The 25,591-nt window shown below is 73.9% G+C and carries 23 protein-coding genes and 4 tRNA genes; 12 read left to right on the top strand and 15 right to left on the bottom strand.

The window, feature by feature from the left end:
- Positions 1-44 precede the first annotated feature (44 nt).
- Complete coding sequence (locus FJR00_RS01870) at positions 45-389, bottom strand: YtxH domain-containing protein (RefSeq protein WP_238330254.1); 345 nt, start codon at positions 387-389, stop codon at positions 45-47.
- 119 nt (positions 390-508) lie between these two features.
- Positions 509-591: transfer RNA gene (locus FJR00_RS01875), tRNA-Ser, on the bottom strand.
- A gap of 279 nt (positions 592-870) precedes the next feature.
- On the opposite strand from FJR00_RS01875, the gene FJR00_RS01880 reads away from it, so the two are divergent.
- Positions 871-1,074, top strand: a complete 204-nt coding sequence (locus FJR00_RS01880) for a cold-shock protein (protein ID WP_075956768.1) — start codon at positions 871-873, stop codon at positions 1,072-1,074.
- Positions 1,075-1,173: 99 nt separating this feature from the next.
- Here FJR00_RS01880 and FJR00_RS01885 read toward each other — a convergent pair whose 3' ends face one another.
- On the bottom strand, positions 1,174-2,823 hold the full coding sequence (locus FJR00_RS01885) for an LCP family protein (RefSeq protein WP_141337230.1): 1,650 nt from the start codon (positions 2,821-2,823) through the stop codon (positions 1,174-1,176).
- 133 nt (positions 2,824-2,956) lie between these two features.
- Here FJR00_RS01885 and FJR00_RS01890 point away from each other — a divergent pair.
- A tRNA-Ser gene (locus tag FJR00_RS01890) sits at positions 2,957-3,048 on the top strand.
- A gap of 85 nt (positions 3,049-3,133) precedes the next feature.
- On the opposite strand, the gene FJR00_RS01895 is transcribed toward FJR00_RS01890, so the two are convergent.
- Positions 3,134-3,469, bottom strand: coding sequence for a hypothetical protein (locus FJR00_RS01895; protein ID WP_141337231.1), 336 nt, complete (start codon positions 3,467-3,469; stop codon positions 3,134-3,136).
- Positions 3,469-5,292, bottom strand: a complete 1,824-nt coding sequence (locus tag FJR00_RS01900; RefSeq protein ID WP_141337232.1) for a phosphoenolpyruvate carboxykinase (GTP) — start codon at positions 5,290-5,292, stop codon at positions 3,469-3,471. Before FJR00_RS01900 ends, FJR00_RS01895 begins: the two co-directional genes overlap by 1 nt.
- A 148-nt stretch (positions 5,293-5,440) precedes the next feature.
- Between FJR00_RS01900 and FJR00_RS01905 the strand changes: the two genes are divergently transcribed.
- Positions 5,441-6,751: a cation:proton antiporter gene (locus FJR00_RS01905; protein WP_202876571.1), complete on the top strand. Its 1,311-nt coding sequence runs from the start codon at positions 5,441-5,443 to the stop codon at positions 6,749-6,751.
- Between the two features lie 15 nt (positions 6,752-6,766).
- Positions 6,767-6,839, top strand: a tRNA-Arg gene (locus FJR00_RS01910).
- A 68-nt stretch (positions 6,840-6,907) separates the two neighbouring features.
- Here the strand turns inward: FJR00_RS01910 and FJR00_RS01915 are convergent.
- The gene (locus FJR00_RS01915) at positions 6,908-7,870 is read right to left on the bottom strand and encodes a 2-hydroxyacid dehydrogenase (RefSeq protein ID WP_141337233.1); all 963 of its coding nucleotides are present in this window, start codon (positions 7,868-7,870) and stop codon (positions 6,908-6,910) included.
- Between the two features lie 115 nt (positions 7,871-7,985).
- Between FJR00_RS01915 and FJR00_RS01920 the strand changes: the two genes are divergently transcribed.
- The gene (locus FJR00_RS01920) at positions 7,986-9,404 is read left to right on the top strand and encodes a sugar porter family MFS transporter (RefSeq protein ID WP_141337234.1); all 1,419 of its coding nucleotides are present in this window, start codon (positions 7,986-7,988) and stop codon (positions 9,402-9,404) included.
- Positions 9,405-9,422: 18 nt separating this feature from the next.
- Here FJR00_RS01920 and FJR00_RS01925 read toward each other — a convergent pair whose 3' ends face one another.
- The 3 genes from FJR00_RS01925 to nirB are packed head-to-tail and all read right to left on the bottom strand — an operon-like array spanning position 9,423 to position 14,193.
- Positions 9,423-10,568, bottom strand: coding sequence for a uroporphyrinogen-III synthase (locus FJR00_RS01925; protein WP_238330255.1), 1,146 nt, complete (start codon positions 10,566-10,568; stop codon positions 9,423-9,425).
- On the bottom strand, positions 10,565-11,587 hold the full coding sequence (gene cobA, locus FJR00_RS01930; protein WP_141337235.1) for a uroporphyrinogen-III C-methyltransferase: 1,023 nt from the start codon (positions 11,585-11,587) through the stop codon (positions 10,565-10,567). The genes FJR00_RS01925 and cobA overlap by 4 nt, the downstream gene beginning before the upstream one ends.
- Positions 11,587-14,193 carry a nitrite reductase large subunit NirB gene (gene nirB, locus FJR00_RS01935; protein ID WP_141337236.1) on the bottom strand — a complete coding sequence of 869 codons (2,607 nt, stop codon included), beginning with the start codon at positions 14,191-14,193 and terminating at the stop codon, positions 11,587-11,589. The genes cobA and nirB overlap by 1 nt, the downstream gene beginning before the upstream one ends.
- Positions 14,194-14,440: 247 nt before the next feature.
- Here nirB and nirD point away from each other — a divergent pair, with 247 nt between their 5' ends.
- From nirD to FJR00_RS01955, 4 genes are read left to right on the top strand one after another with little or no spacing between them, the layout of a single operon-like run.
- Entirely contained in the window at positions 14,441-14,830 is a 390-nt protein-coding gene (gene nirD, locus FJR00_RS01940) for a nitrite reductase small subunit NirD (protein WP_141337237.1), read from the top strand.
- Positions 14,827-16,242 (top strand): MFS transporter, encoded by a 1,416-nt coding sequence (locus tag FJR00_RS01945; RefSeq protein WP_141337238.1) that lies wholly within the window; start codon positions 14,827-14,829, stop codon positions 16,240-16,242. Before nirD ends, FJR00_RS01945 begins: the two co-directional genes overlap by 4 nt.
- A 56-nt stretch (positions 16,243-16,298) precedes the next feature.
- Complete coding sequence (locus tag FJR00_RS01950; protein WP_141337239.1) at positions 16,299-18,515, top strand: molybdopterin oxidoreductase family protein; 2,217 nt, start codon at positions 16,299-16,301, stop codon at positions 18,513-18,515.
- Positions 18,512-20,152, top strand: coding sequence for an FAD-dependent oxidoreductase (locus FJR00_RS01955; protein ID WP_141337240.1), 1,641 nt, complete (start codon positions 18,512-18,514; stop codon positions 20,150-20,152). Before FJR00_RS01950 ends, FJR00_RS01955 begins: the two co-directional genes overlap by 4 nt.
- On the opposite strand, the gene def is transcribed toward FJR00_RS01955, so the two are convergent.
- Positions 20,126-20,695, bottom strand: coding sequence for a peptide deformylase (def, locus tag FJR00_RS01960; RefSeq protein WP_141337241.1), 570 nt, complete (start codon positions 20,693-20,695; stop codon positions 20,126-20,128). The two genes, FJR00_RS01955 and def, sit on opposite strands and share 27 nt — an antisense overlap.
- A 47-nt stretch (positions 20,696-20,742) precedes the next feature.
- On the opposite strand from def, the gene FJR00_RS01965 reads away from it, so the two are divergent.
- Positions 20,743-21,369: a YgjV family protein gene (locus FJR00_RS01965; RefSeq protein ID WP_141337242.1), complete on the top strand. Its 627-nt coding sequence runs from the start codon at positions 20,743-20,745 to the stop codon at positions 21,367-21,369.
- A 28-nt stretch (positions 21,370-21,397) separates the two neighbouring features.
- Here the strand turns inward: FJR00_RS01965 and FJR00_RS15645 are convergent, their stop codons facing one another.
- From FJR00_RS15645 to upp, 5 genes are all read right to left on the bottom strand, one after another.
- Positions 21,398-21,565: a hypothetical protein gene (locus FJR00_RS15645; RefSeq protein ID WP_022922122.1), complete on the bottom strand. Its 168-nt coding sequence runs from the start codon at positions 21,563-21,565 to the stop codon at positions 21,398-21,400.
- 141 nt (positions 21,566-21,706) lie between these two features.
- Positions 21,707-22,552, bottom strand: a complete 846-nt coding sequence (locus FJR00_RS01970) for a PH domain-containing protein (RefSeq protein WP_141337243.1) — start codon at positions 22,550-22,552, stop codon at positions 21,707-21,709.
- Between the two features lie 5 nt (positions 22,553-22,557).
- The gene (locus tag FJR00_RS15650) at positions 22,558-22,728 is read right to left on the bottom strand and encodes a hypothetical protein (RefSeq protein WP_181409455.1); all 171 of its coding nucleotides are present in this window, start codon (positions 22,726-22,728) and stop codon (positions 22,558-22,560) included.
- Positions 22,729-22,888: 160 nt separating this feature from the next.
- Positions 22,889-24,070: an aminotransferase class I/II-fold pyridoxal phosphate-dependent enzyme gene (locus FJR00_RS01975; RefSeq protein ID WP_141337244.1), complete on the bottom strand. Its 1,182-nt coding sequence runs from the start codon at positions 24,068-24,070 to the stop codon at positions 22,889-22,891.
- Positions 24,071-24,082: 12 nt separating this feature from the next.
- Positions 24,083-24,721 carry a uracil phosphoribosyltransferase gene (gene upp / locus FJR00_RS01980; protein ID WP_141337245.1) on the bottom strand — a complete coding sequence of 213 codons (639 nt, stop codon included), beginning with the start codon at positions 24,719-24,721 and terminating at the stop codon, positions 24,083-24,085.
- Positions 24,722-24,804: 83 nt separating this feature from the next.
- Between upp and FJR00_RS01985 the strand changes: the two genes are divergently transcribed.
- Both FJR00_RS01985 and FJR00_RS01990 read left to right on the top strand, forming a co-directional pair.
- On the top strand, positions 24,805-25,293 hold the full coding sequence (locus FJR00_RS01985) for a nucleoside deaminase (RefSeq protein WP_075956799.1): 489 nt from the start codon (positions 24,805-24,807) through the stop codon (positions 25,291-25,293).
- Between the two features lie 60 nt (positions 25,294-25,353).
- Positions 25,354-25,440 (top strand) — tRNA-Ser (locus tag FJR00_RS01990).
- The last annotated feature ends 151 nt before the right edge of the window (positions 25,441-25,591 follow it).

The following is a 25,591-nucleotide window of genomic DNA, read 5'->3' on the forward strand; positions in this document are numbered from 1 at the left end:
CCCGGAGATCCGGGGCGGGCCGTCCGCGTGTCGTGGGGTGCCGGTCAGGGCAGCTTGTCCCCGCCCGGGCCGAACTGGGTGGAGTCCACGTCGACGCCGGTGTTCGGGTCGTAGGACCCGGTGGCGTTGGAGTAGGAGCCGTCGGAGGCGGTGCTCTCGTGCCCGCCGATCTTGGACCGGGCCTCGCCGGCCTTGGACTTGGCCTGCTCGGAGACCTTCTGGGCGACCTCGGGGGCCTTCTCCTTGACCTCCTCGACCTTGGTCTGCACGCGCGGGTCGGTCCACAGCTTGTTGGCCTGGTCGGCGATCTGGTCGTAGCGCTCGCGGCCGGCGCGGGCCCCCAGCACGTAGCCGACTCCGGCACCGACGAGCAGCAGCAGCTTGTTCATGATGACTCCCTTCCGTGGGTCAACGTCTTTCCCCCCGACCCTACAAGCCCCCGGCGACGATGGCACACCGAAGCGGACGCACCCCGCCCCCGCCCCGCGGCGGACCGCGGCGCTCTCGGCGGAGGGTGTGGGATTCGAACCCACGGAGGTCTCCCTCGGGCGCTTTCAAGGCGCCTGCACTCGGCCACTATGCGAACCCTCCAGCACCGCCGGCGACCGGCGGCGGACGACCAGTGTCCCACGAGCCCCCGGCTCGCTGTGGACGATGCGAGCAATCGACCCCGGTGCTGCTACCGTTGTCGGTGGTTGACGTTGCATTTCTCTGGCTGTGAAGGACACCGGCCCACGACCGCTCCGGCGGGCGCAGGACGGCTGAGCGCACGACCCCGGGTCACCGGGTCGCTAGGGGGTTCATCGCTCACCGTCCCCTGCCGACCTGGTGGGGGGCCGCACCTGGCAGTACTGCAGAAAGAGACATCCCATGGCACAGGGAACCGTGAAGTGGTTCAACTCGGAAAAGGGCTTCGGCTTCATCGCACAGGATGGCGGTGGCCCCGACGTGTTCGTCCACTACTCGGCCATTGAGAGCACCGGGTACAAGTCCCTCGAGGAGGCGCAGCGCGTCGAGTTCGAGGTCACCCAGAGCCCCAAGGGCCCCCAGGCGGACGCCGTCCGCCCGATCTGAGCCCCGGCTCACCGAGCTTCTCGAAGGCCCTCGCCACCACTGGTGGCGGGGGCCTTCGCCTGTGCCCGGCAGGCAGGGCGTGCGAGAGACCGGGCGACCTCAGTCGCAGACCGCCCCGATCTCCTCCAGCTCGTCGCTGGGGGGCTCGCTGGTCGTGGCCTCCTCGTCCGCCGGCGTCCCGCCGCCGTCCTCGTCCGGTCCGTCCGTCGACGTGTCCCCGTCCGTGGCGGTCGCCCCGTCCTCGGGTGCGGGGGTGGCCGGCGCCGCGGTCGGCTCGGGCTCGGGCGTGGGGTGCAACGCCTCCCAGACGCGGTAGCGGATGTGGGAGTAGTTCGGGTCGGCGGTGTCGGTGTTCTGGGCGGTGAACGGCAGGCTCTTGATCGTGGCGTCCTGCACGAGCAGCGTCAGCTCGGCCCAGGCGCCCAGGTCCCCCTGCGGGATGTCGGTGACGACGTTGTCGCCGACGGCGGTGATGATGGCCGGGTAGCGCTGCAGCAGCGTCATCGGGTTGGCCTGGTCGATGACCGCGGCCACCATGCACCGCTGCCGCCGCATCCGGTCGAAGTCGTCGGACATGACCCGCGAGCGGGAGTAGCCCAGGGCCTGGAAGCCGGTCAGCGTCTGGGTGCCGGGCTCCAGCCACTCCAGCTGCGGGGAGTCGGGGTCCAGCTGCAGCTTGCCGTTGGCGTCGGTGTAGGTCCGGCCGTTGATGGGGATCTCCTCCTTCACCGTGACCGTGACCCCGCCCATCGCGTCGATGAGGTCCTCGAAGCCCTGCAGGTTGACGATCACCGTGTGGTGGATCGGCACGCCCAGCACCGTCTCCAGGGTGCGTCGCGTGGCGGTCAGGCCCACGTTCGGGTCGCCGGCGTAGAGCTCGGGGTTCTCCTCGGCGTGCGCCTCGGCCTCCATCCAGACCGCGTTCATCAGGCACTGGTCGCCGCAGTCGTAGCCCTCCGGGTACACCTCGTGCAGCGGGTGGTCGCGCGGGAAGGGCACCTGCTGCAGGTTGCGGGGGATGGAGAAGAGCACCGAGTCACCGGTGGTGGTGTCGATGCTGACCACGATCATCGTGTCGGTGCGGGTGCCCTCCCGGGCCTCGGCCGCGTCCGAGCCCAGCAGCAGCATGTTCACCCGGGGCAGGTCGGCCCACGGGTCCGCACCCGGCCGCACCGAGGAGGTGGCGCCGGTGCCGTCGGCCGTCCCGCCGCCCCCGCCACCGACGGTGCCGTCGGTGAAGACCTTGTCCATGGCGGCCAGGTGGCTGTCGATGTAGCGCACCCCCATGACCGCCGGCGCGCTGACGACCAGGCACAGCAGCCCGGTGAACGCGGCCAGGGTCACCCGTTGGCCGGTGGTGGACCGACGGGGCTGGGTCATCAGGGCGGTCAGCGAGATCGCCCCGATCCACACGACCGTGCCGGCGACGAGGATGGCGATGATCGTGCGCAGCCGCCCCCCGTCGGCGGCCGTCCGCAGGGCGGTGCTCGTCAGCCCCTCCCGGGAGACCCACCAGACGAGGGCGACGACGGCGAGGAGCGCCAGGCCCACGAGCAGCAGGCCGAGCCACCGCCGCCGGGTCGGCAGCAGGCCGGCGCCGGGCACCACGGCGCTGAGGGCGGTCAGGCCCAGGGCCCGTCGCAGCGACTGCGGGGTGCGCCGACGCCGGCGGTCCGCACGGGTGCCGTGCGCAGCGTGCCGACCACCGCCGGAACCCTCAGGACGGGCGGCGTCGCGCGACTCGTTCATCGGGCCGGGGCAACCTTTCATCTCAACACGTGAGCAACCATCATGTCCTACCAGCCGTCGCTGGTGAACCGCTGGGAGGGCACGGCGTGGTTTGGGGGGCGGACCAGGGGTGCAGTAGGCTGATCCGCGATCTGGAGGCGTCGCCTAGTCTGGTCTATGGCGCCCGCCTGCTAAGCGGGTTTGGGGTTTAGAGCCCCATCGAGGGTTCAAATCCCTCCGCCTCCGCCGATCGACTGCCACCGCGCAGACGCAGAAGCCCCCGGACCCTCGTCCGGGGGCTTCTGCATACCGAGGGGTATGACGCGCCCGCTCAGTCCGGCACGTCCGTGCCCTCGCCGTCGTCCGTGGGGTCGGCGTCGGCGTCCGCGCCCGAGGCGGCGTCTCCGGTCTCCTCCGGGTCCCCGGGACCGTCGGCCGGCTCGCCGTCCTCGGTCTTCTCCTCACCCTCCTCGTGCTGGCCCTCGCCCTCGACGGCGTCGGCCGCCTCCTCGGCCGCCCTGGCCTCCGCGGAGCCCGACGCGCGGACGCTCTGCTCGATCTCGTCGACCGTCTCGACCCGCTCCTCCTTGCCCGGGGGGAGGGGCTCCTCGGCGAGCAGCGGCTCCTCCTCGTAGGGTCCGGGCTCGGTGCCCGGGACGATGCCCATCAGGCGTCCGCCCCGGCCAGACGCTCCTCGAGCGTGGCCAGCTCGTCCTCCATGGCCGAGGGCAGGTCGTCGCCGAACTTGGCGAACCACTCCTTAATGAGCGGCAGCTCCTGCCGCCACTCCTCGGCGTCGAACTTCAGCGCGGCCGCGACGTCCTCGGTCGAGGTCGCCAGCCCGTCGGTGTCGATGTCCTCGGGGTGGGGCAGGTAGCCGATCGGGCTCTCCTGGGCCTCGACGTCGCCCTCGATCCGCTCGAACATCCACTTCAGGACGCGGGAGTTCTCGCCGAAGCCCGGCCAGAGGAAGCCGCCGTCCTCGTCGCGGCGGAACCAGTTGACCATGAAGATCTTCGGCAGCTTGTCGGCGTCGGCCTGCTTGCCGATCTCGAGCCAGTGGTCGACGTAGTCGCCGGCGTTGTAGCCGATGAACGGCAGCATCGCCATCGGGTCGCGCCGCACGACGCCGACCGCACCGGTTGCCGCGGCGGTGGTCTCCGAGGACAGGGTGGCGCCGACGAAGGTGCCGTGCTGCCAGTCGCGGGACTGGGACACGAGCGGGACCGTCGTCTTGCGGCGGCCGCCGAACATGATCGCCGAGATCGGCACGCCGTTGGGCTCGTCGTACTCCGCCGCGATGGTCGGGCACTGGGTGATCGGGGTGCAGAACCGGCTGTTCGGGTGCGAGGAGACCTTGCCCATGTCCGGGGTCCACCGCTCGCCGTGCCAGTCGATGAGCTCGGCCGGCGGCTCCTCGGTCATGCCCTCCCACCAGACGCCCCCGTCGGGGGTGCGCGCGACGTTGGTGAAGATCGAGTTGCCCTTCTCGATCGTCGCCATCGCCACCGGGTTGGTGTCCGCGCCGGTGCCGGGGGCCACGCCGAAGAGGCCGAACTCGGGGTTGACGGCGTAGAGGCGCCCGTCGGGGCCGAAGCGCATCCAGGAGATGTCGTCGCCGACGAGCTCGGCCTTCCAACCGGGCATCGTCGCCTGGATCATCGCCAGGTTGGTCTTGCCGCACTGCGACGGGAAGGCGCCGGCGATGTAGTGGGTCCTGCCCTCGGGGTTGGTCAGCTTGAGGATGAGCATGTGCTCGGCCATCCAGCCCTCGTCGCGGGCCATGACCGAGGCGATGCGCAGGGCGTAGCACTTCTTGCCGAGCAGGGCGTTGCCGCCGTAGCCGGAGCCGTAGGACCAGATCGCCAGCTCCTCGGGGAAGTGGACGATGTACTTGGTCTCGTTGCACGGCCAGGGCACGTCCTGCTGACCCTCGGCCAGCGGTGCGCCGACGGAGTGCAAGCCCTTGACGAACGGGGCGCCGGTCTCCTCCATCTTCGCCAGGATCTTCGCCCCGATGCGGGCCATGATGCGCATGGAGGCGACCACGTAGGCGGAGTCGGTGATCTCCACGCCGTACTTGGGGTCCTCGGCCTCGAGGTGGCCCATGACGAACGGGATGACGTACATCGTGCGGCCCTCCATCGATCCCTCGTAGAGCGGCCACAGGAGGTCCTTCATCTCCTGGGGGTCCATCCAGTTGTTCGTGTGGCCGGCGTCCTTCTCCTCCACCGAGCAGATGTAGGTGCGGTCCTCGACCCGCGCCACGTCGTCCGGGTCGGAGAGCGCGTGGTAGCTGTTGGGCAACGTGTCCTCCGCCAGCTTGGTGAAGGTCCCCGCCTCGACCAGCTCGGCGTTGATGCGCTCGATCTCCTCGTCGGACCCGTCGATCCACACGACCTCCTTGGGCCGGGTGTGGGCGGCCACCTCCTTCACCCACGCGTCGAGCTCGGCGTGGCTGGTGCCTCCGACGGTCTGCGTCTGCTGCATGAATGAGTCCCTTCCCTGGCCTCGGCGCCATTGGTCCCTGCAAGGCGTCATCACCTTGACCTTTACCGTATCGTGACCCGCCGGTCCCGCAGCCCGGGGTCGCCCGTCGGCGGCGCGAGATCGGTCACACCGGGACTACGCTGCGCTGGTGCCCGCCGAGATCGTCTACGTCGTCCTGGGCCTGGGCCTGCTGATGGTCAGCCTGCTGCCCACGATCGCCGAGGGGCGGGCGTTCTCGGCGCCGATGGTGGTGCTCTCCTTCGGCGTCGTCGTCGGCCTGGTCGTCCCCGGGGAGGACCCGGTCAGCCCGATCCTGGACGCGCGGGCCACCGCCCACATCGCCGAGGCCACGGTGATCATCGCGCTCATGGGGGTCGGGCTGGCCCTGGAGCGCCCGTTGAACTGGCGGACGTGGATGCCGACGTGGCGGATGATCGGCCTGGCGATGCCCCTGGGGATCGCCGGCGTCGCGCTGCTGGGGTGGTGGGCCATGGGCCTGACGGTGCCGGCGGCGGTCCTGCTCGGCGCGGTGCTCGCCCCCACCGACCCGGTGCTGGCCAGCGACGTCCAGGTGGAGGGGCCACGGGGCCTGGGCCAGGACCGCACCGAGGAGCAGCGGGCCGACGGCCGGGCCGAGGAGGACGAGGTCCGGTTCACGCTCACCTCCGAGGCCGGCCTCAACGACGCCTTCGCCTTCCCCTTCGTCTACCTCGGGCTGTTCCTCATGGGCCGCGGCGCCTGGCAGGAGTGGGGTATGGAGTGGCTCCTGTGGACCCTCGTCGGCAAGATCGTCGTCGGGTGCCTGGTGGGGTGGCTGTCCGGGCGTCTCCTCGGGGCGCTGCTCTTCCGCGGCCGTCTGCGTGGACGGCGGGTCGCCGAGGTCGGCACCCCGATCTTCGCGCTCGCCGCGACCTTCGCCGTCTACGGGCTGACCGAGGTCGTCCACGGCTACGGCTTCCTGGCCGTCTTCGTCGCGGCGCTGGCGCTGCGCGGCGCCGAGCGCGACCACGGCGTGCACACGGCCCTGCACGGATTCGTCGAGCAGACCGAGACCATCCTGACCCTCGTCCTGCTGCTCATGGTCGGCGCCGCGATGTCGGCGGGCCTGCTGGCCGGGCTGACCTGGGGCGGGGCGGCCGTCGGCGTGCTGCTGGTCCTCGTCGTCCGGCCGCTGGTGGGCTGGCTCTCGCTGCTCGGCTCCCGGGGGGTCGACCGGGCCGAGCGGGCCGCGATCTCCTGGTTCGGCGTCCGCGGGATCGGTTCGATCTACTACCTGGCCTACGCCCTCAGCAGCGAGTACGTCGCCGAGGGCCTGGAGCTGTGGTCCGTCGTCGCGTTCACCATCACGCTGTCGGTCGTCCTCCACGGGCTGACCGCCACGCCCGTCATGCGCCGCCTCGACCGGCGGCCCCGCCGTGGCCCCGGCGGCGATTTCGCCGCCTCCGCACCCGTGGGCTAAGGTAGGTCGTCGCAAGCGCCCGTAGCTCAACGGATAGAGCATCTGACTACGGATCAGAAGGTTAGGGGTTCGAATCCCTTCGGGCGCGCGCTGTGTTGAGACAGTAGGCCGAGGGCCCCACCGGATGCGGTGGGGCCCTCGGCATGTCCGGCCACCTCAGCCCACGGGCGTGAGGGGCTCCTGGCCGCCGAGCACGGCGACGACGTTGCGCGCGGCCAGCAGCGCCATCTGCGTGCGCGTCTCCACGGTGGCCGAGCCCAGGTGGGGCAGCAGGACGACGTTCTCCAGCTCCAGCAGCCCGGGGTGGACCCGCGGCTCGTGCTCGTAGACGTCGAGCCCGGCCCCTGCGATCGTCCCTCCGCGCAGCGCCGCCACCAGGGCCTCCTCGTCGACGACCGGGCCGCGGGCGGTGTTGACCAGGTATGACGTGGGGCCCAGCCGGGCCAGCTCGTCCGCCCCGAGGAGGTGGTGGGTCTCCCGGCTGTAGGGCAGGTGGAGCGAGAGCACGTCGGCGGCCTCCAGCAGCTCGGGCAGCTCGACCCGCCGCGTCCCCAGCTCCTCGACCACCTCCGCCGGCGCGTCCCGGCGTCCGGTGTAGAGGACCTGCATCCCGAAGGCCCGGGCCCGTCGTGCCGTGGCCCGGCCGATGCCGCCCAGGCCGACGATCCCCAGGGTGCGTCTCTGCAGCCCCCGGCCGAGCATGAACCCCATCCCCCACTGCCAGGGCTGCCCAGAGCGCACGAGCCGCTCCGCCTCGCCCAGACGCCGCGTCGTCATGAGGACCAGGGCCATCGCAAGGTCTGCGGTCGCCTCCTCGAGCACCCCCGGGGTGTTGGTCACCACGACGCCGCGCCCGGCGCAGGCCAGCACGTCCACGTTGTCGTAGCCCACCGCCACGTTCGCCACCACCCGCAGCCCGGTCCCGGCCGCGTCCAGCAGCTCGGGGTCGACCTTCTCGGTGACCAGCGTGACGAGGGCGTCGGCACCGGCGACCAGCCCGAGCAGCTCCTCGCGGGGCACCGGCTCCTCGTGCTCCCACGCCCGCACCTCGTGCCCCGCCCCCCGGAGCGCCGCGAGCGCCTCCTCCGGCAGCCTGCCCGTCACCACGACCGTCGCCATCGCCCCAGGGTATGCGGCGCGTCCCGTGTGGCGTACGTCATACCCAGGGTGCAGACTGGCCCGCACCTCCCGTCACCGACGACGGCCACCGCACCACCCCGGGAAGGACGGCACCATGGCGACGACCACGGACGAGGGTCAGCAGCGGGACTACGTGCTCGGCAAGGCGATCCACCTGGCCTCGGTCGCCGCCCTCGGCGGCTTCCTCTTCGGCTTCGACACCGCCGTCATCAACGGCGCGGTCAACGCGATGCGCGAGGACTTCCAGATGGGGTCGGCGCTGACCGGGTTCGTCGTCAGCTCCGCCCTGCTGGGCTGCGTGCTCGGCGCCTACCTGGCCGGCCGGCTGGCCGAGCGGATCGGCCGGATCAGGGTCATGGTGCTCGCCTCCGTGCTGTTCACCGCCTCGGCGGTCGGGTCCGGCCTGGCGTTCGGCGCCTGGGACATGATCCTGTGGCGGGTCCTCGGCGGCGTCGGGGTCGGTGCCGCGTCGGTCATCGCGCCGGCCTACATCGCCGAGATCTCGCCGGCCTCGATCCGCGGGCGGCTGGGGTCCCTGCAGCAGCTGGCCATCGTCACCGGCATCTTCGTGGCGCTGCTGTCGGACTACTTCATCGCCACCGTGGCCGGTGGCTCCGCGGAGCCGCTGTGGGGCGCGACCGCCTGGCGCTGGATGTTCCTCACCGAGGTCGTCCCCGCGATCTCCTACGGCGTGCTCGCCCTGACGATCCCCGAGTCGCCCCGCTACCTCGTCGCCCGCGGCCGGGTCGAGGAGGCCAAGGAGGTCCTGGGCCGGGTCATGCTCAAGGGCATCTCCGAGCGGATCGCCGAGATCAAGCGGACGGTGCGGCAGGAGGCGAGGGCCTCGCTGTCGGACCTGACCAGCGACGCGGGCAAGGTGCTGCCGATCGTCTGGATCGGGATCGCGCTGTCGGTCTTCCAGCAGTTCGTCGGCATCAACGTGATCTTCTACTACTCCTCGACGCTGTGGCAGGCGGTCGGCTTCACCGAGGAGGACGCCCTGACGCAGACGGTCATCACCTCGGTGACCAACATCGTCGTCACGCTCATCGCCATCTCGCTCATCGACAAGATCGGCCGGCGCAGGCTCCTGCTCATCGGCTCGGCCGGCATGTTCGTCTCGTTGGGCGTGATGGCCTGGATCTTCGCCACCGCCACCAAGGTGGCCAACGACGCCGGGGAGATGGAGCCGGTGCTGGGCGACACCCAGGGCCTGGTCGCTCTCGTCGCTGCCAACGCCTTCGTCGTCTTCTTCGGCATGTCCTGGGGCCCGGGCGTGTGGGTGCTGCTCGGCGAGATGTTCAACAACCGCATCCGCGCGACCGCGCTCGGCATCGCCGCCGCCGCGCAGTGGCTGGCCAACTTCGCCATCTCCACGAGCTTCCCGGTCATGGCCGACCTGGGGCTGGGCTTCGCCTACGGCTTCTACACGCTGTGCGCGCTGCTGTCCTTCTTCTTCGTCCTGCGGTGGGTGCCGGAGACCAAGGGCCGGGAGCTGGAGGACATGGACTGAGGGCTCCACCGGGCCGGCTCACAGCACGGGCACCCGGTAGCCGCGCTTGGCGACGGTGCGGACCAGGCCGGGCACCGGCAGCGCCCGGCGCATCCGGCTGACCGCCACCTCGACGGCGTGCGGGTCGAGCGTCTGGGGCAGGGCGCCACCGAGCTGCGCCTGGCTCAGGGTGCGGCCCTCGGCGTCCAGCAGCAGCCGGAGCAGCCCGGCCTGGCCGGGGGTCAGCGTGGCGTGCGCGCCGGCCACGCTGACCCGCCGTCCCCGCAGCTCGACGTGGCCCACCTCGGTGCTGGCGCGCACCACGCGGGTGCCGGCGAGGTGGTCGCTGAGCAGCTTGATCAGCGCGCCGGTGCGGTAGCGCACCGGTACGAGCGGGGTCAGGCCCGCCTCGTGCAGCGGTGCGGCGGTGACCGGGCCCACGCAGGCCGTCACCACGTCCTCGCGCAGCGCCCCCAGGAGGTCGTCCAGCAGCCGCTGCCCGGCGGCCACGGCGAAGAACGCCTCCACGGCGGGTGCGCTGGTGAAGGTCACCGCGTCGAGCGCCCGCGCGCACGCGCCCTCGACCAGGCGCAGCACGGCGGCGGAGTCGGGGTGGTGCTGCCAGCGGTAGGGCGAGACCGCCAGCACCTGGGCGCCCGCCGCGCGCAGCCGGTCCGTCGCCTCGGCGTCCAGGTAGCCGGCGTGCTGGATGCCGACGACACGGCCGCGCACGTCCTGCTGCAGGACCCGGTCGACCAGAGCGGTCATGGTCTCCTGCTCGCCCGAGCCGGCGTCCTCCAGGCCCACGGCACGGACCGCACCCCGGGCCTTCGGCCCGCGGACCAGCAGCCGGCTCGCCGCGAGCACCTCCAGCAGGTCCTCGAGCAGCCCCTCGGCGTCGGCGAGCTCCAGCCAGCGGCGCATCCCGTAGCCGGTGCTGGCCAGCACGATGTCGGGGCGGGCGGCGATGAGCGCGCGGGTCTCGGCGAGCACCGCCGCGTCGTCACCCGTGCCCGTCTGGATCGTCGGGGCGTGCACGACCTCGGCGCCGCGTCGCTCGAAGGCGGTGACGTACTCCGCGGCCCGGCGGTCGTTGGTCAGGCCGACGCTGTAGCCGGTCAGCGGCAGGGGCTCCGGCTCCGGCCGGCCTCGTCCCGGCCCGGCCGACGGGGCTGCGCGGGTCACGGCAGCCCGCCCACGCTCGCGGCGAGGGCGGCCGCGCCGTCCGCGCCGGCCAGCCGCACCACCTCGCCGACCACGACCACCGCGGGAGAGGTGGCTGCGGGCACCCCGCCCCGGGAGGCGACCGCGCCGACGGTGGAGACCGTCGTGCGCTGGCCCGGCAGGAAGCCGCGCTCGACCAGGGCCAGGGGCATGCACGCGTCCATGCCCGCGCGCAGCAGCCCGGCGGTCACCTGCGTCAGCGTCGCCACGCCCATGAGGATGACCAGCGTCCCCCCGACGCCGCGCAGGTGCGCGTACTCCTCCTCGTCGAAGGGCACGTGGCCCGAGACGACGGTGAAGGACCGGCTCAGCCCGCGGTGGGTCACCGGGATCCCCGCCGCGCCGGGCACCGCCACGGCGCTGGTGACGCCGGGGACGACGGTCACGGGCACGCCGGCGGCGCGGCAGGCCTGGACCTCCTCCGAGCCGCGGCCGAAGACGAAGGGGTCGCCCCCCTTGAGCCGCACGACGTGGGCGCCGCCGAGCGCCCGCTCGACGAGCAGACGCTCGATCTCGCGCTGGGGGACGGCGTGGTGACCGGGGGTCTTGCCGACGTCGACCAGCTCGGCCCCCGGTGCCAGCGCACCGAGCCGCTCGCGCGGGCCGAGCCGGTCGTGCAGCACCACGTCGGCGAGGGCGAGCGCGTCGCGGCCGGCGACGGTCACCAGGTCCGGGTGGCCGGGGCCGCCCCCGACCAGGGTCACCCGGCCGCGCGGGCCGGCCGCCGGAGCGGTGGTCACCGGCAGGCGGGCGCCCCGGGCCAGCCGGCGGACCTGGTCGTGGTGACGCCGCGGCCCCTGCACCCAGACCACGAGGTCGACCCGGTCGGGGCTGGCGGTGAGCAGCGTGACGGCGCCCGCGGACGGGACGACGAGGGGCGTGCCGCCGGCCACCTCGACCCAGGCCCGCGCCCGCCGTGCCGCGGCGGCGGCGCCGACCACGAGCACGGTGAGGCCGTCGAACTCCAGCTGGCCGAGCATCACCGGCCTCCCGGTGCCTCGTCCGCGCCCCGCACCTGCAGGGTGGCCCCGGCGATGACCGTGGCCCGCTCGGCCGGGGTGGCCGGTCGCAGCTGGCCGCGCTCGGGCACCATGACGACCTCCGGGTCGGGGTGGTCGGGGGCGTTGACGAACGACCGGAACCGCGCCAGCCGCTCCGGGTCCTCCAGCGTCGCCGCCCACTCGTCCCGGTAGCTGTCCACGTGCCGGGCCATCGCCTCCTCCAGCTCGGCGGCCAGCCCGAGGGAGTCCTCGCAGACGACCTCACGGACGTGCTCGAGGCCGCCGGGCAGCTCCTCCTGCCACCGGGACGTGCGCTGGAGCCGGTCGGCGGTCCGCACGTAGTACATGAGGTAGCGGTCGACATAGCGGACCAGGGTCTGCCCGTCCAGGTCGGTGGCGAGCAGCTGGGCGTGCGCCGGCTGGAAGCCGCCGTTGCCGCCGACGTAGAGGTTCCAGCCCTGCTCGGTGGCGATCACGCCGACGTCCTTGGACCTGGCCTCGGCGCACTCGCGCGCGCAGCCGGAGACGCCGAGCTTGATCTTGTGCGGCGACCGCAGGCCCCGGTAGCGCTCCTCGAGCCGGATCGCCATGGCGACCGAGTCCTGCACCCCGTAGCGGCACCAGGCGGAGCCGACGCACGACTTGACCGTCCGCAGGCTCTTGCCGTAGGCGTGCCCCGACTCCATCCCGGCGTCGACCAGCCGGCGCCAGATCTGCGGCAGCTGCTCCAGCCGGGCGCCGAGCAGGTCGATCCGCTGCCCGCCGGTGATCTTGGTGTACAGCCCGAAGTCGCGGGCCACCTCGGCGATGACCATGAGCCGTTCGGGCGTGATCTCGCCCCCGGGGACGCGGGGGACCACCGAGTAGGTGCCGTCCTTCTGCAGGTTCGCCAGGGCGCGGTCGTTGGTGTCCTGGAGCGGACCGGAGCCGCCGTCGAGGATGTAGCTCCCGGTCTGGGTCGCCAGCACCGACGCGACGACGGGCTTGCAGATGTCGCACCCGAGGCCGCTGGCGAAGCGGCCCATCACCTCGCCGGCCGTCCGCAGACCCAGGACCCGGACCGCCTCGAAGAGCTCGGCCCGGCTCAGCGCGACGTGCTCGCACAGGGCCCGGGAGACGCTCACTCCGGCGCGGGTCAGCTCCGCCTCGAGCGTCCGCTTGACCAGCGGTGTGCACGAGCCGCACCGCGTCCCGGCGCGCGAGCACGCCTTGAGCGTCGCCAGGTCGGTGCACGGCTCGCCGTGCTCGCCACGGATCCAGCCCGCGATGCAGCCGGCCGTCACGTTGTTGCACGAGCACACGACGGCGTCGTCCGGCAGGTCGCCCGCCGCCGGGGCCTGCCCGCCCGCGGACAGGTAGGCCGCGGGCTCGGCGTCGAGCGGGCGCCCCACGAGCGGGCGCAGGGCGGGGTAGGGGGAGGCGTCGCCGACGAACATCCCGCCGAGCAGGGTGCGCGCGTCGGCGCTGACGACGAGCTTCTGGTAGAGGCCCCGGGCCGGGTCGGCGTAGACGACCTCCAGGGCGCCCTCGGAGCGGGCGAAGGCGTCGCCGAAGCTGGCCACCTCCACGCCGGCGAGCTTGAGCCTGGTGGCGTCGTCCACGCCCGGGAAGGCCGCGTCGCCGCCCCAGAGCCGGTCGGCCACGACCTCGGCCATGGCGTTGGCCGGGGCGACGAGCCCGATGCACCGGCCGCCGACGGCGGCCACCTCGCCGACCGCCCACACGTGCTCGGCGCTGGTGGCGCAGGTGTCGTCGACGAGCACGCCACCGCGCTCGCCCAGGGCCAGCCCGGCGGCGCGGGCCAGCTCGTCGCGCGGGCGGATGCCGACCGAGAGCACCACGACGTCGGCCTCCACCACGGTCCCGTCGGCCAGCCGGGCCCCGCGCACCCTGCCCTCGTCGACCAGGACCTCCTGCGGCGGGCTGCCGAGGTGCAGCTCCACGCCGGCGGCCGAGACGAGACGCCCGAGCGCCTGCCCGGCGCCCTCGTCGAGCTGGGTGCCCATGAGCCAGCGACCCAGGTCGACGACGGCGGCCCGCGCCCCCAGCCGGGCGGCGCCGCCGGCGGCCTCGAGCCCCAGCAGGCCGCCGCCGACGACGAGCACCGCGGCCGGCCGTCCCTCCCGCTCGCGCACCCGGGCGAGCTCGGCGACGAGCCCGTCGACGTCCTCGAGGGTGCGGTAGACGTGGGCCGCCCCGGCGTTGCCGACGGGCGGCACGAACGGGCTGGACCCCGTCGCCAGGACGAGCTCGTCATACCCCAGCACCTCCCCGTCGGCGAGGCTGACGGTGCGCGCGGCGGGGTCGAGCGCCGTCGCCGACGCCCCGGTGCGCAGGGTGACGGCCGGGTGGTCCCACACGTGCGGCGCCAGGGTGAGGTCGGCCGGTCCGTCGAGCCGCCGGGACAGGGCGACCCGGTCGTAGGGCCGGTGCGGCTCCTCGCTGACGACGGTGACGCGCAGCGCGCCGGGGTCGGGGGCCGCCTCGAGCCGGGCGACGAGCGCCTCGGTGAGGCGGTGGGCGGCCGGCCCGCCGCCGACGACCACGACGTGCCGGCGGGGGGCAGGGTGCTGGTCGGAAGTCATGGGACGTGCTCCTCGCAGGAGGGATCGCTGACCGTGACGACGCTAGCGGGGGTGCGTGTCGATCGTGTTTCCCCGACGTAACGGCAGGTGACGCCTGCCTCACGGGGCCCTCGGCGGCTGTGCGCAAGAAGTTACGAGCCCGAACCACGAGCAGCGACGAGCCGAAACACGAGCCGCATAACGTCGTCCGCACCGGCGCCCCCCCGCACCGTCGAGGGGACGCGACACCCGACCGAGAGGAGCTCTCGTGAGCACCACCACGACGACCTCGCCGCACGTCTGGACCCCCGTCTGCCGACGGTCCGACCTCGTCCCCGGCTGGGGCGAGGCCGCCCTCGTCGGCGCCGACCAGGTCGCCCTGTTCCTGGTGGCGCAGGACGGGCAGGAGCACGTGCACGCCGTGTCCAACCTCGACCCCGCCACCGGGGCCGCGGTCATCTCGCGGGGCATCGTGGGCTGTCGGCAGGGCCGGCCGACCGTCGCCTCCCCGTTGCACAAGGACGTCTTCGACCTCCGGACGGGCGAGTGCCTCACCGACCCGTCCCTGCACCTGCCGGTGTGGCAGGTGCGGGAGCGCTACGGGCTCGTCGCCGTGGCGCCGCTGCCGCTGTCGGCCGACGCCGCGGTGGCGGGGTGAGCGGCTTGACGACGCTCACCCCGGCGCGCGGGGGCACACCGACCGCCACCTCCGGGCCCGCCGGCCTCACCGTGCTGCCCGGGCGCTGGGTGGAGGGCTGGGACCCCGAGGACCGGGCGCAGTGGGAGGGCGGCGGCAAGCAGGTGGCCGACCGCAACCTGCGGTGGTCGATCTTCGCCGAGTTCCTCGGCTTCTGCGTCTGGCAGCTGTGGTCGGTCGTGGTCGTCTGGCTGCCGGCCGCCGGCTTCGAGCTGAGCACCGGCCAGCTGTTCTGGCTGATCTCCATGCCGGCGCTCGTCGGCGCCACCCTGCGGATCCCCTACACCCTGGCGGTGTCCCGCTTCGGGGGCCGCAACTGGACGATCGTCTCGGCCGCGCTGCTGCTGCTGCCCACCGTGGCGCTCGCGGTCGTGGTGCAGCACCCGGGGACGCCGTTCGGGGTGCTGCTGGGGGTGGCCGCGCTCGCCGGCGTCGGCGGCGGCAACTTCGCCAGCTCGATGGCCAACATCACCTTCTTCTACCCGCAGCGCCGCAAGGGCTGGGCGCTCGGCCTCAACGCCGCGGGAGGCAACCTCGGTGCCGCCGTGGCGCAGCTGGCGGTGCCGGTCGTCGTCACCGTCGGCGCCGGCACCGTCCTCAACCTCCCGCTGGCCGGGTGGGTGTGGGTGCCGCTGGTCCTGCTGGCCGTCGTCGGCGCGGCCACCCGGATGGACAACCTGACCGCCGCCCGCGCCGACGTCTCCGCGGTCCTCGCCGTCCTGCGCGAGCCCCACCTCTACGTGATGTCGCTGCTCTACGTCGCCACCTTCGGCTCCTTCATCGGCTTCGCCGGCGTCTTCCCCAAGCTCCTCGCCGACCAGTTCCCGCAGTTCTCCGCCTTCCAGGTGGGCTCGGCGACCCTGTCCCTGGCCTTCCTGGGCGCGCTCGTCGGGTCGCTGGCGCGGCCCTACGGAGGCCGCCTGGCCGACCGGTTCGGCGGCACGGTGGTGACGATGGGAGCCCTGTCGGTGATGGCCCTGGGCGCGCTCGGGGTGAGTCGGACGATCGAGCTGGCGACCTTCCCCGTCTTCCTCGGTCAGTTCCTGCTGCTCTTCGCCGCCGCCGGGATCGGCAACGGGTCCACCTACCGGATGGTGCCGACGATCTTCGCCCTGCGCGCGGGCGAGCGGGAGGCCCACCACCGGCCGGGGGACGTCGGCGCCCAGCGCGCCGCCTCGGCCGCCCTGGGCCTGATCTCCGCCGTCGGCGCCTACGGGGGCTTCCTCATCCCCCAGGCGCTGGGGCGCTCCCAGGTGGTCCACGGGACCTACGAGGTCGGGATGCTCTGGTTCGTCGGCGCGTATGCCGTCGCGCTCGCCCTCACGGCCGGGGTCTACCTGCGGATGAGCCGGCGCTGCGGCGTCCGGATCTGACGCCCGCGTCCACGGCATACCCCGTCCCCGCACCCCCACGACCCGAGGAGGTCGGCGTGCCCTCGCCCCAGGACACCCACTGCCCCTACTGCGCCCTCCAGTGCGGCATGCGCCTGACCCGGTCGGGGAGCACGGCCCAGGTGGGCGCCCGCGACTTCCCGACCAACCGCGGAGGTCTGTGCCGCAAGGGCTGGACCGCCGCCGAGGTGCTCACCGTCGGTGACCGCGTGACCACACCGCTGGTCCGGGACCAGCACGGCGCGCTGGCACCGGCCCCGTGGGACCGCGCGCTGGACCGCGTGGCCGAGGGCCTGGTGGCCGCGCAGGCGCGCCACGGGCGCGACGCCGTGGGCGTCTTCGGCGGTGGCGGGCTGACCAACGAGAAGGCCTACCAGCTCGGCAAGTTCGCGCGGGTGGCGCTGCGGACGTCGCGGATCGACTACAACGGGCGGTTCTGCATGGCCTCCGCCGCCGCGGCGGGCAACCGGGCGCTCGGGGTCGACCGCGGGCTGCCGTTCCCGGTGACCGACCTCGACGAGGCCTCCACCGTCCTGCTGCTCGGCTCCAACCCGGCCGCGACCATGCCGCCCTTGCTCTCCCACCTGCAGGGCGCCCGGGACCGCGGCGGGCTGGTGGTGGTGGACCCGCGCCGGTCGCAGACGGCCAGGCTGACCGAGCAGGGCGCAGGGCTCCACCTCGCGCCCGCACCGGGGACCGACCTGGTGCTCCTGCTCGGCCTCACCCACGTCGTGCTCGCCGAGGGCCTGGCCGACGAGGCCTACCTGCGGGAGCGCACCGAGGGCCTGGAGACCGTGCGGCCGGTGGTCAACGCCTGGTGGCCCGAGCGGGTCCAGGCGGTGACCGGGGTGCCGGCGGCCGAGGTACGCCGGGTCGCCCGCCGGCTCGCCGCCCGCGACGGCGTCTACGTCCTCACCGGCCGCGGGGTCGAGCAGCACGTCGACGGGACCGACACGGCGACCGCCGCCCTCAACCTGGCGCTGGTCCTCGGCCTCGTCGGCCGGGTCGGCTCCGGCTACGGCACGCTGACCGGGCAGGGCAACGGCCAGGGCGGGCGCGAGCACGGCCAGAAGTGCGACCAGCTGCCCGGTTACCGCTCCATCAGCGACCCCGCGGCCCGGGAGCACGTGGCGGGCGTCTGGGGCGTCGACCCCGCCGACCTGCCCGGTCCCGGTGTGCCGGCCGTGGAGCTGCTCGGGTCGCTGGGGCGCCCTGGCGGGGTGCGGGCGCTGCTGGTGCACGGCTCCAACGTGGTGGTCAGCGCCCCGGCCGCGGGCGAGGTGCGGGCTGGTCTCGCCGCGCTCGACCTGCTGGTGGTCTGCGACTTCGTCCTCTCGGAGACGGCGCAGCTGGCCGACGTCGTCCTGCCGGTGACCCAGTGGGCCGAGGAGGAGGGGACGATGACCTCGCTCGAGGGCAGGGTGCTGCGCCGCCGGGCCGTCCTCGAGCCGCCCGGCCTGGCGCGCAGCGACCTGTGGGTCCTCGCCGAGCTGGCCGCGCGCCTGGGTGCTGCCGGTGCCTGGCCGACCGAGCCGGCCATCGTCTTCGACGAGCTCGCGCGCGCCTCCGCCGGCGGCGTGGCCGACTACTCCGGGCTCTCCCACGCCCTGCTGGACACGGGAGTCGCCGCCTACTGGCCGTGCCCGGCACCCGCAGCACCGGCACCCGGAGCACCGGGCGCTGCCGCGCCGGCCCCGGACGCGCCGGCCCCTGCCACCCCGGCCGTGGTCGGGACCCCCCGGCTGTTCACCGACACCTTCCCCCGGCCCGGCGGCCGGGCGCGGCTCGTGCCGGTGCGCCCGCTGCTGCGCGAGCCGGTGGGTCAGCGCGGCGGTGAGCTGACGATGGTCACCGGCCGCCTCCTCGAGCACTACCAGTCGGGGGCCCAGACCCGTCGGGTCCCCGAGCTGATGGCGGCGCAGCCGGTCCTCGCCGCCGAGCTGCACCCGGCGACCGCGGCCCGGCTCGGGCTGCGCGACGGCGACCCGATGCTCGTCAGCACCGACCGGGGACGGGTGCGGGCCCGGACCCGCCTGGACGAGGGCATCCGCCTCGACACCGTGTTCCTGCCGTTCCACTACTCCGGCCCCGAGTGCACGAACCTGCTGACCGAGGCCGTCACGGACCCCGTGTCCGGGATGCCCGAGTTCAAGCGCACCCTCGTCACCGTCAGCCCCCTGGACCCCCCCGACCGGACCCCGTCCGCCCCCGCCGACCGGACCCCGTCCGCCCCCGCAGAGGAGCGCCCGTCATGACCTCCGTGCCCCGACCCTCGCCCGCCCGGATCGTCCTCATCGGCTACGGCCCCGTCGGGGCTCGGCTGGTGGAGGGCCTGGTGCCCTCCGTCGCCGCGGGCACCGTCGAGCTGACGGTGCTCGGCGCCGAGCCCGAGGACGCCTACAACCGGGTGCTGGTGGGGGAGTACGCCGTCGGTCGCGCCGACCGTGCCCGGCTGGAGATCACCGACACCGCGGCGGCCCGGGCGGCGGGCGTGTCGATCCGGACGGCCGAGGTGGCGGTGGCGGTCGACCGCTACCGCCAGACCGTCCTCACGGGCGCCGGGGAGCATCTTCCCTACGACCGGCTGGTGCTCGCCACCGGGTCGCGGGCCAACGTGCCGCGCCTCGGCGGGCTGGAGGGCGTCGGTCGCTCACCCGCCACCCCGCCCGGCGCCCCGCACGACCTCGACCGGGGGCGCCGGCGTCCCCCGCAGGGGGTGGTGGCGCTGCGGGACCTGCCGGACGCGGACGTGGTCCGCGAGGCGGTGGGCGCCGGACGCGAGATCGTCGTCCTGGGAGCCGGGGTGCTCGGCATGGAGATCGCCCTGGCGGCGTGCGACCAGGGGGCGGCCGTGACGGTGGTCCACCACGGTGAGACGCCCATGGCCGGGACGCTGGACCGCGACGGCGGGCGCATGCTGGCCAGGGCCGCCCGGCGGGCCGGCGTGCGCATGCTGCCGCACGCGGTCGCGGAGTCGGTCAGCCTGCGGCACACCGGCTCCGGGGCGTGGTTCCGGGGGGTGGTCTGCGCCGACGGCACCTTCGTGCCCGGTGACCTGCTGCTGCTGTCCTGCGGGGTCCGGCCCCGGGCCGAGCTGGCCGAGGCCGCAGGTCTGGAGACCGAGTTCGGGATCCTGGTCGAGCCCGACCTCCGCTGCTGGGCCGACCCGGACGTCTTCGCCGTGGGCGACTGCGCCCAGGTCGCGCCGTCGGGCAGCCGGGGGCCCGACGGGCGGGTCGGCGGCGCCCCGGCCGGGCTGCTCGCACCGGGCTGGCGCCAGGCCGAGACGCTGGCGGCGCGGCTGGCCGCCGAGGCGGCCGGGCAGCACCCCTCCCGCCGGGAGCCGGCGACCGGGCGGCCCCACGTCGTGATGGTCAAGGCCACGGGCGTGGACGTGGTGGCCGGCGGGCGGGTCAACGTCGACCCCTGGGACGAGGACGGGGAGGCCGTGACGGAGGTCGCGCAGTGGCTCGACCCCGCGCGCGGCCGCTACGTGCGCAGCGTCGCGCGGGCAGGGGTGCTCGAGGGGTTCGTCGCCGTGGGCGCCCCGCGGGCGGGGGCCGAGCTGACGCTGCTGCTGGAGCGAGGTGCCGAGCTGCCCGCCGACCCGGGGACCCTCCTGCGGCTGGATGCCAGCGAGGAGGCCGCGCCGCGCAGCGACCCGGACGACCCGGGTGCCACCGTGTGCTGGTGCAACGGCGTCAGCGTCGGCACCGTCTGCGACGCCGCCGCGGCAGGCGCCACGACCGTGGACGGCGTCAGCGCCACGACCCGGGCCGGCACGGGCTGCGGCGGGTGCCGCGGGCGCATCGCCGAGCTGCTGCAGCGACGGGCCCCGGCCGTGGAGACGGCCGGGCCCCGGACCTCAGACCTCGTCGGCCTTGGTCGATGACGGGTCCCACCGGAGCACGCCGTCGGCGGCCCAGCCGCGGTCCTTGACGGCCTCGCGCGCCTCCGCCTTGACGGGGCCGGTGAGCCGGTCCACGTAGAGGTAGCCGTCGAGGTGGTCGGTCTCGTGCTGCAGGCACCGGGCCAGCAGGCCCTCGCCCTCGACGACCACCTCGTTGCCGTCGAGGTCCGTGCCGGTGACCCGCGCCCGGGGGTGACGGGCCAGCGGGAACCACTCGCCGGGCACCGACAGGCAGCCCTCACCGTGGTCCTCGGCCTCCAGCGGCGGCGGGGTGCCGAGCCGCTCCAGCACGGGGTTGACGACGACACCGCGGGCGTTGGGCCCGTCCGGCACGGGGCAGTCGTAGACGAAGATCCGCACCCGCGAGCCCACCTGGTTGGCGGCCAGCCCGACACCCTCGGCCGCCTCCATCGTCTCGAACATGTCCTCGACGAGGGTGCGGATCTCCTCGGTGACCTCCTTGACCTTCTTGGTCGGGGAGTGGAGGGCCTTGTGGCCGATGACGGTGATGGGACGGACTGCCATGGAGGGGATTCTAGGTATGCCGTGCACCCAGGCCCTAACCTGCTCGGGTGAACTGGATCGAGGTCCTGGGCTGGACCGGGTCGGCCGTCCTCGTGCTGTCCCTGCTGCAGACGCGGCTGCTGCGGCTGCGCGTGATCAACCTGGTCGGCTGCCTCGTGCTGCTGGTCTACAACACCATCGTCGAGGTCTGGCCGATGGTCGGCCTCAACGTCGTGCTCGCGCTGATCAACGTCGTCTACCTGTGGCGGATGCTGCGGACCCGGCACGACGAGCGCAGCTACACCGTGCTGGAGGTGCCCGCCGACGACGCCTACCTGGCCTACGTCCTGGACCGCCACCGCGAGGACATCGCGCGCATCAACCCCGGCTTCACCTTCGCGCCCGCCGACGTGGACGCGGCATACCTCGTGCTGCACGGGGACGCCACCGTCGGGGTGGTGCTGGCCCGTGACGCGGGCGGGAGCACCTCCGAGGTGCTGCTCGACTGGGTGACGCCGGCCTACCGCGACTTCTCCCCGGGCGAGTTCGTCTTCCGCGACTCGGGCCTGTTCAGCGGACGCGGGGTGCGGCGGGTGCTCACGCCCGCGGGCATGCAGAACCCCTACTACGGCCGGATCGGCTTCCGCCCCGAGGGTGACCGCTGGGTGCTCGACGTCGAGCCCGCCCGGGACTGACCCGTCGGAACGACTGACCGGCGCCGGCTCAGGCGATCAGGTTGCCCAGGAACCGGCCCAGGTTGAGGAAGGCCGGCGCGACGAGGTCCCACGCGTCCTGCAGGAACGCCGAGGCCCGGTCGGGCGCGGTGATGATGACGAAGACGACGAAACCCCATACCAGGAGCTGCAGGGTCCCCTTGACCGACAGCGACATGTCCCCTCCCACGGGTTGTGATAGACGTCACGGTGCCTATCTCGCCAGTGTGGCAGAGCCGGGAGGCTGCGGGCGGGGGAATCGTCCACCGACGGTCCACGGTTTCCCCACAGTTCTGCTACGTGCGGTCCACAGGAGGGCTCAGGCCCAGGGCGGGGTGGGGTCGGGGTCGGCGGCGACCCCGCGGCGGCGGGTCGCCGAGCGCGCCCGGCGGGCCTCGTCCTCGACCCACTCCCAGTCGCGCGGCAGCTCCTCGCGGCGCACCTGCTCCCAGCGCTCCCGCCGCGGCTCGCGGCGCACGGGCCCGGGCCGCTGCCCGACCGGGACCTGGACGATGTCGGGGTCGAAACGGTCGGTGGGGTGGGGCGACTCGTCGTCGAAGGTGGTGTCCCAGGGGTCGGGGTCGACGTGCTGGTCGAAGGCGTCCTCGACCCGGTGCCAGGCGTTGTCGTCCTCGTCGTCACCGTCCGGGCCGAAGATCGTGGCGCAGATGCGGCGGTACTTCTCGTCGGGCTCGGGCACCCAGCTGATCGTGCGCATCGCCTGGTCCTGGCCGGCCGACTCCAGCACGAACTGGCCGTAGCCGAGCAGGCGGCCCAGGACCGAGCGGCCGTAGTTCATGTCCGTGACCTTGCGCAGCGGCATCATCGCCACCTTCTGCGTCAGCAGCCCGTAGACGAGCAGGATGCGCCGGTCGGTGGCCACGAACCACTCGTTGCGCCACTCGGCGAAGCGCCAGACCGCCCGTCCCAGCACCGCGAACCACGCCCACCACAGCACGGCGACGAGCTGGCCGACGGTCTCCTCGACCGTGGGGGAGACCGCGGCCACCGCGACGAGGGCGGCCAGCGTGGTCGCGACGGGCTCGACGAGGTAGGCCCAGTGCTGGCGGGTGGCCACGACCGGACGCTCGTCGTCGAGCAGGTAGCGCTGCAGGATGCGCCGGCTGAGCCGGATCCCGTCGTCGGTCGTGGCGGCCGCGGACATGTCCGCTAGCCGTTGACGATGTTGCCGAAGAAGCGGCCGATGTTGAGCACGCCCTGGCTGATGATGTCCCAGATGGCGCGGACGATGTCGGCGGCCCGGTCGGGGTTGGTGACGACCGCGTAGATGATGAACCCCCACAGCAGCCAGTGCAGGACCTTCTTCACCGTGGCTGGCATCGGACGTCCTCCAGAGGGTCGGGGTCGGGGTCGGTCACGCGTGTGCCACCGGGTGCCGCCCCGGTCACAGTCCTGGTGCCAGTGTGGCAGAAGTGACCGGGTATGCCGTGCTGCGTGCGGTCGGGAGTGTCGCAGCTGCGTCGCGGCCGGACCTGGTCGCTCAGGCCCGCAGCAGCGACGAGGCGGCCATCCGGTCCAGCGCCTCGGCCACCTCGGCGGTCGACCCGGCGAAGGACAGGCGCACCATCCGGTGGCCGTTCGCCGTGTCGAAGTCCACGCCGGGCGTGATCGCCACCCCGCAGTCGGCCAGCAGGTCCTGGCACCAGGCCACCGAGTCGTCGGTGAGGTGGCCGACGTCGCACCAGGCGTAGAAGGCCCCGTCCGGCGGGGCGTCCATCCGCAGCCCGACCTCGGGCAGGCGGGCGACGAGGAGCTCGCGGGTGGCGGCATACCGCTCCCGGTGCCCCTCCAGCTCGGCCCGGGCCTCGGCGGTGAAGGCGCCCAGGGCCGCGTGCTGGCTGATGCCGGGCGGGCAGATGTTGAGGTTGCCGGTGAGCACCTCGAGCGGGCGGCGCAGCGACGCCGGCGCGAGCAGCCAGCCGACCCGCCACCCGGTCATCGAGAAGTACTTGCTCACCGACCCCACGACGACCGCCTCGCGCGAGGTCTCCCAGGCGCTCGCCGTCGGGCGGCCGTAGGTCAGCCCGTGGTAGATCTCGTCGCTGACCAGCAGCGTCCCGTGCTCCTCGCACCAGCGGGCCAGGGCGGCCAGCTCGTCGGCGTCGATCACGGTCCCCGTCGGGTTGGCCGGGGAGGCGACGATGAGCCCCGCCGGCGGCCCCGACTCGGCCGCCAGGTCCTCGAGCATCGCCACCGTGGGCTGGTAGCGGGTCTGCGGACCGCAGTCGACCTCGTGCACCCGCACGCCCAGCGCCTGCAGGGTGTTGCGGTAGGCGGGGTAGCCCGGGCGGGCCATCACGACCGTGTCGCCGGCGTCGAACGCCGCCAGGAATAGCGCGGTGAACGCCCCCGACGATCCGGGGAAGACGAGCACCTCGTCGGGGTCGACCTCGATGTCGCTCAGCTCACGGTGGTGGCGGGCGATCGCCTCCCGCAGCGGCAGGATCCCGATGGACTCGGTGTAGCCCAGCACCTGGGAGGTGGCCGCCTCGACCGCGGCCCTCACGGCCGGCGCCGGGGCGGGGGTCGAGGGCTGCCCGGCGCACAGCATGAGGACGTCGCCGTGGGTGCGCTGGCGCTCGGCCGCGGCCTTGAGCACCTCCATCACGTGGAAGGGCTCGACCGCGGACCGCCGCGAGACCCGCGCCGGGCGCGACGGCATACCCGGTCCTCCTCAGACCACGCCGTAGAGCCGGTCGCCGGCGTCCCCGAGCCCGGGGACGATGTAGCCGTGCTCGTTGAGCCGCTCGTCGATCGCCCCGGTAACGATGGTCACCGGGCAGGAGAGGTCGGACAGCTCGGACTGCAGGCGTTCGATCCCCTCGGGTGCCGAGAGCAGCGTGATGGCGGTGATGTCGTCGGCGCCCCGCTCGGCGAGGTAGCGGATGGCCGCGGCGAGGGTCCCGCCGGTGGCCAGCATGGGGTCGAGGACGTAGCACTGCCGCGCCTCGAGGTCGTCGGGCAGCCGGTTGGCGTAGGTGTGCGCCTCGAGCGTCTCCTCGTTGCGCAGCATGCCCAGGAACCCGACCTCGGCGGTCGGCAGCATCCGCATCATGCCGTCGAGCATGCCCAGCCCGGCCCGCAGGATCGGCACGACGAGCGGCTTGGGGCTGGCCAGGTGGATGCCCTGGGTGGGGGCCACCGGGGTCTGGATGTCGAAGGGCGCGACCCGCACCTCGCGGGTGGCCTCGTAGGCGAGCAGCGTCACCAGCTCGTCGGTCAGCCGGCGGAAGGTCGGGGTGTCGGTCCGCCGGTCGCGCAGGTAGGTGAGCTTGTGGGCGATGAGGGGGTGGTCGGCAACGTGCACGCGCATGGGCAAGACTCTAGGTCGTGACGGACGACGACGGCACCCCGGTGGGGGAGGACGGGCCCGGTGGGGCGGACGGGGCGTCCGGCGTGCGCGTCGGGTCGGGTGCGGGGCCGGCCGTCCCCCCGCGGTATGCGGAGTGGCTGCGGCTCGCGCTCGCCGAGGCCGAGGGGGCGCTGACCTCGGGCGACGTGCCGATCGGAGCGGTCGTCGTCGACGCGGACGGCCGGGTGGTCGGCCGCGGACGCAACGTGCGTGAGGCGGAGCACGACCCGACGGGCCACGCCGAGGTGGTGGCCCTGCGGGAGGCCGGCCGGGCGCTGGGGCGGTGGCGGCTGGACGGCTGCACGCTCGTCGTGACCCTGGAGCCGTGCGCGATGTGCGCGGGGGCGGCGGTGCTGGCCCGGGTCGACCGGGTCGTGTTCGGCGCGTGGGACGAGAAGGCGGGGGCGTGCGGGTCGGTCTGGGACCTGCCCCGCGACCGGGCGGCCCTGCACCGCCCGGAGGTCGTCGGGGGCGTGCTGGCGCAGGAGAGCGCCCGCCTGCTGCTGGGCTTCTTCGGCGACCGGCGGGGCTGAGGGGTCGTCGCCGGGGCGATGATTATTGGCGGTCGCGGGCGTTCGGGTAGCCTGATCCGCGGTGGCGTGTCCGAGCGGCCTAAGGAGCACGCCTCGAAAGCGTGTGAGGGCGCAAGTCCTCCGTGGGTTCAAATCCCACCGCCACCGCGCTGGTCCGCGGAGCGGACCCAGGACCCCCGAGCCGATCGGCTCGGGGGTCCTCTGCGTCTCCGATTGAGTTCGCCAGCGCGGGGGGTGCTCCGCGGAGCACCCTTTTCGGGGCTGCTCCGCGGAGCACCTGCATCGGAAGGCCAACTAT

The sequence above is a fragment of the Ornithinimicrobium kibberense genome (assembly GCF_006519705.1).
Lineage (GTDB): Bacteria > Actinomycetota > Actinomycetes > Actinomycetales > Dermatophilaceae > Ornithinicoccus > Ornithinicoccus kibberensis.

Bases quoted from the DNA above. Each gene is read 5' to 3' on its own strand.
- FJR00_RS01870 (WP_238330254.1), bottom strand. From the start codon at position 389: ATGAACAAGCTGCTGCTGCTCGTCGGTGCCGGAGTCGGCTACGTGCTG.
- FJR00_RS01880 (WP_075956768.1), top strand. From the start codon at position 871: ATGGCACAGGGAACCGTGAAGTGGTTCAACTCGGAAAAGGGCTTCGGC.
- FJR00_RS01885 (WP_141337230.1), bottom strand. From the start codon at position 2,823: ATGAACGAGTCGCGCGACGCCGCCCGTCCTGAGGGTTCCGGCGGTGGT.
- FJR00_RS01895 (WP_141337231.1), bottom strand. From the start codon at position 3,469: ATGGGCATCGTCCCGGGCACCGAGCCCGGACCCTACGAGGAGGAGCCG.
- FJR00_RS01900 (WP_141337232.1), bottom strand. From the start codon at position 5,292: ATGCAGCAGACGCAGACCGTCGGAGGCACCAGCCACGCCGAGCTCGAC.
- FJR00_RS01915 (WP_141337233.1), bottom strand. From the start codon at position 7,870: ATGGCGACGGTCGTGGTGACGGGCAGGCTGCCGGAGGAGGCGCTCGCG.
- FJR00_RS01920 (WP_141337234.1), top strand. From the start codon at position 7,986: ATGGCGACGACCACGGACGAGGGTCAGCAGCGGGACTACGTGCTCGGC.
- cobA (WP_141337235.1), bottom strand. From the start codon at position 11,587: ATGCTCGGCCAGCTGGAGTTCGACGGCCTCACCGTGCTCGTGGTCGGC.
- nirB (WP_141337236.1), bottom strand. From the start codon at position 14,193: ATGACTTCCGACCAGCACCCTGCCCCCCGCCGGCACGTCGTGGTCGTC.
- FJR00_RS01955 (WP_141337240.1), top strand. From the start codon at position 18,512: ATGACCTCCGTGCCCCGACCCTCGCCCGCCCGGATCGTCCTCATCGGC.
- def (WP_141337241.1), bottom strand. From the start codon at position 20,695: ATGGCAGTCCGTCCCATCACCGTCATCGGCCACAAGGCCCTCCACTCC.
- FJR00_RS15645 (WP_022922122.1), bottom strand. From the start codon at position 21,565: ATGTCGCTGTCGGTCAAGGGGACCCTGCAGCTCCTGGTATGGGGTTTC.
- FJR00_RS01970 (WP_141337243.1), bottom strand. From the start codon at position 22,552: ATGTCCGCGGCCGCCACGACCGACGACGGGATCCGGCTCAGCCGGCGC.
- FJR00_RS15650 (WP_181409455.1), bottom strand. From the start codon at position 22,728: ATGCCAGCCACGGTGAAGAAGGTCCTGCACTGGCTGCTGTGGGGGTTC.
- FJR00_RS01975 (WP_141337244.1), bottom strand. From the start codon at position 24,070: ATGCCGTCGCGCCCGGCGCGGGTCTCGCGGCGGTCCGCGGTCGAGCCC.
- upp (WP_141337245.1), bottom strand. From the start codon at position 24,721: ATGCGCGTGCACGTTGCCGACCACCCCCTCATCGCCCACAAGCTCACC.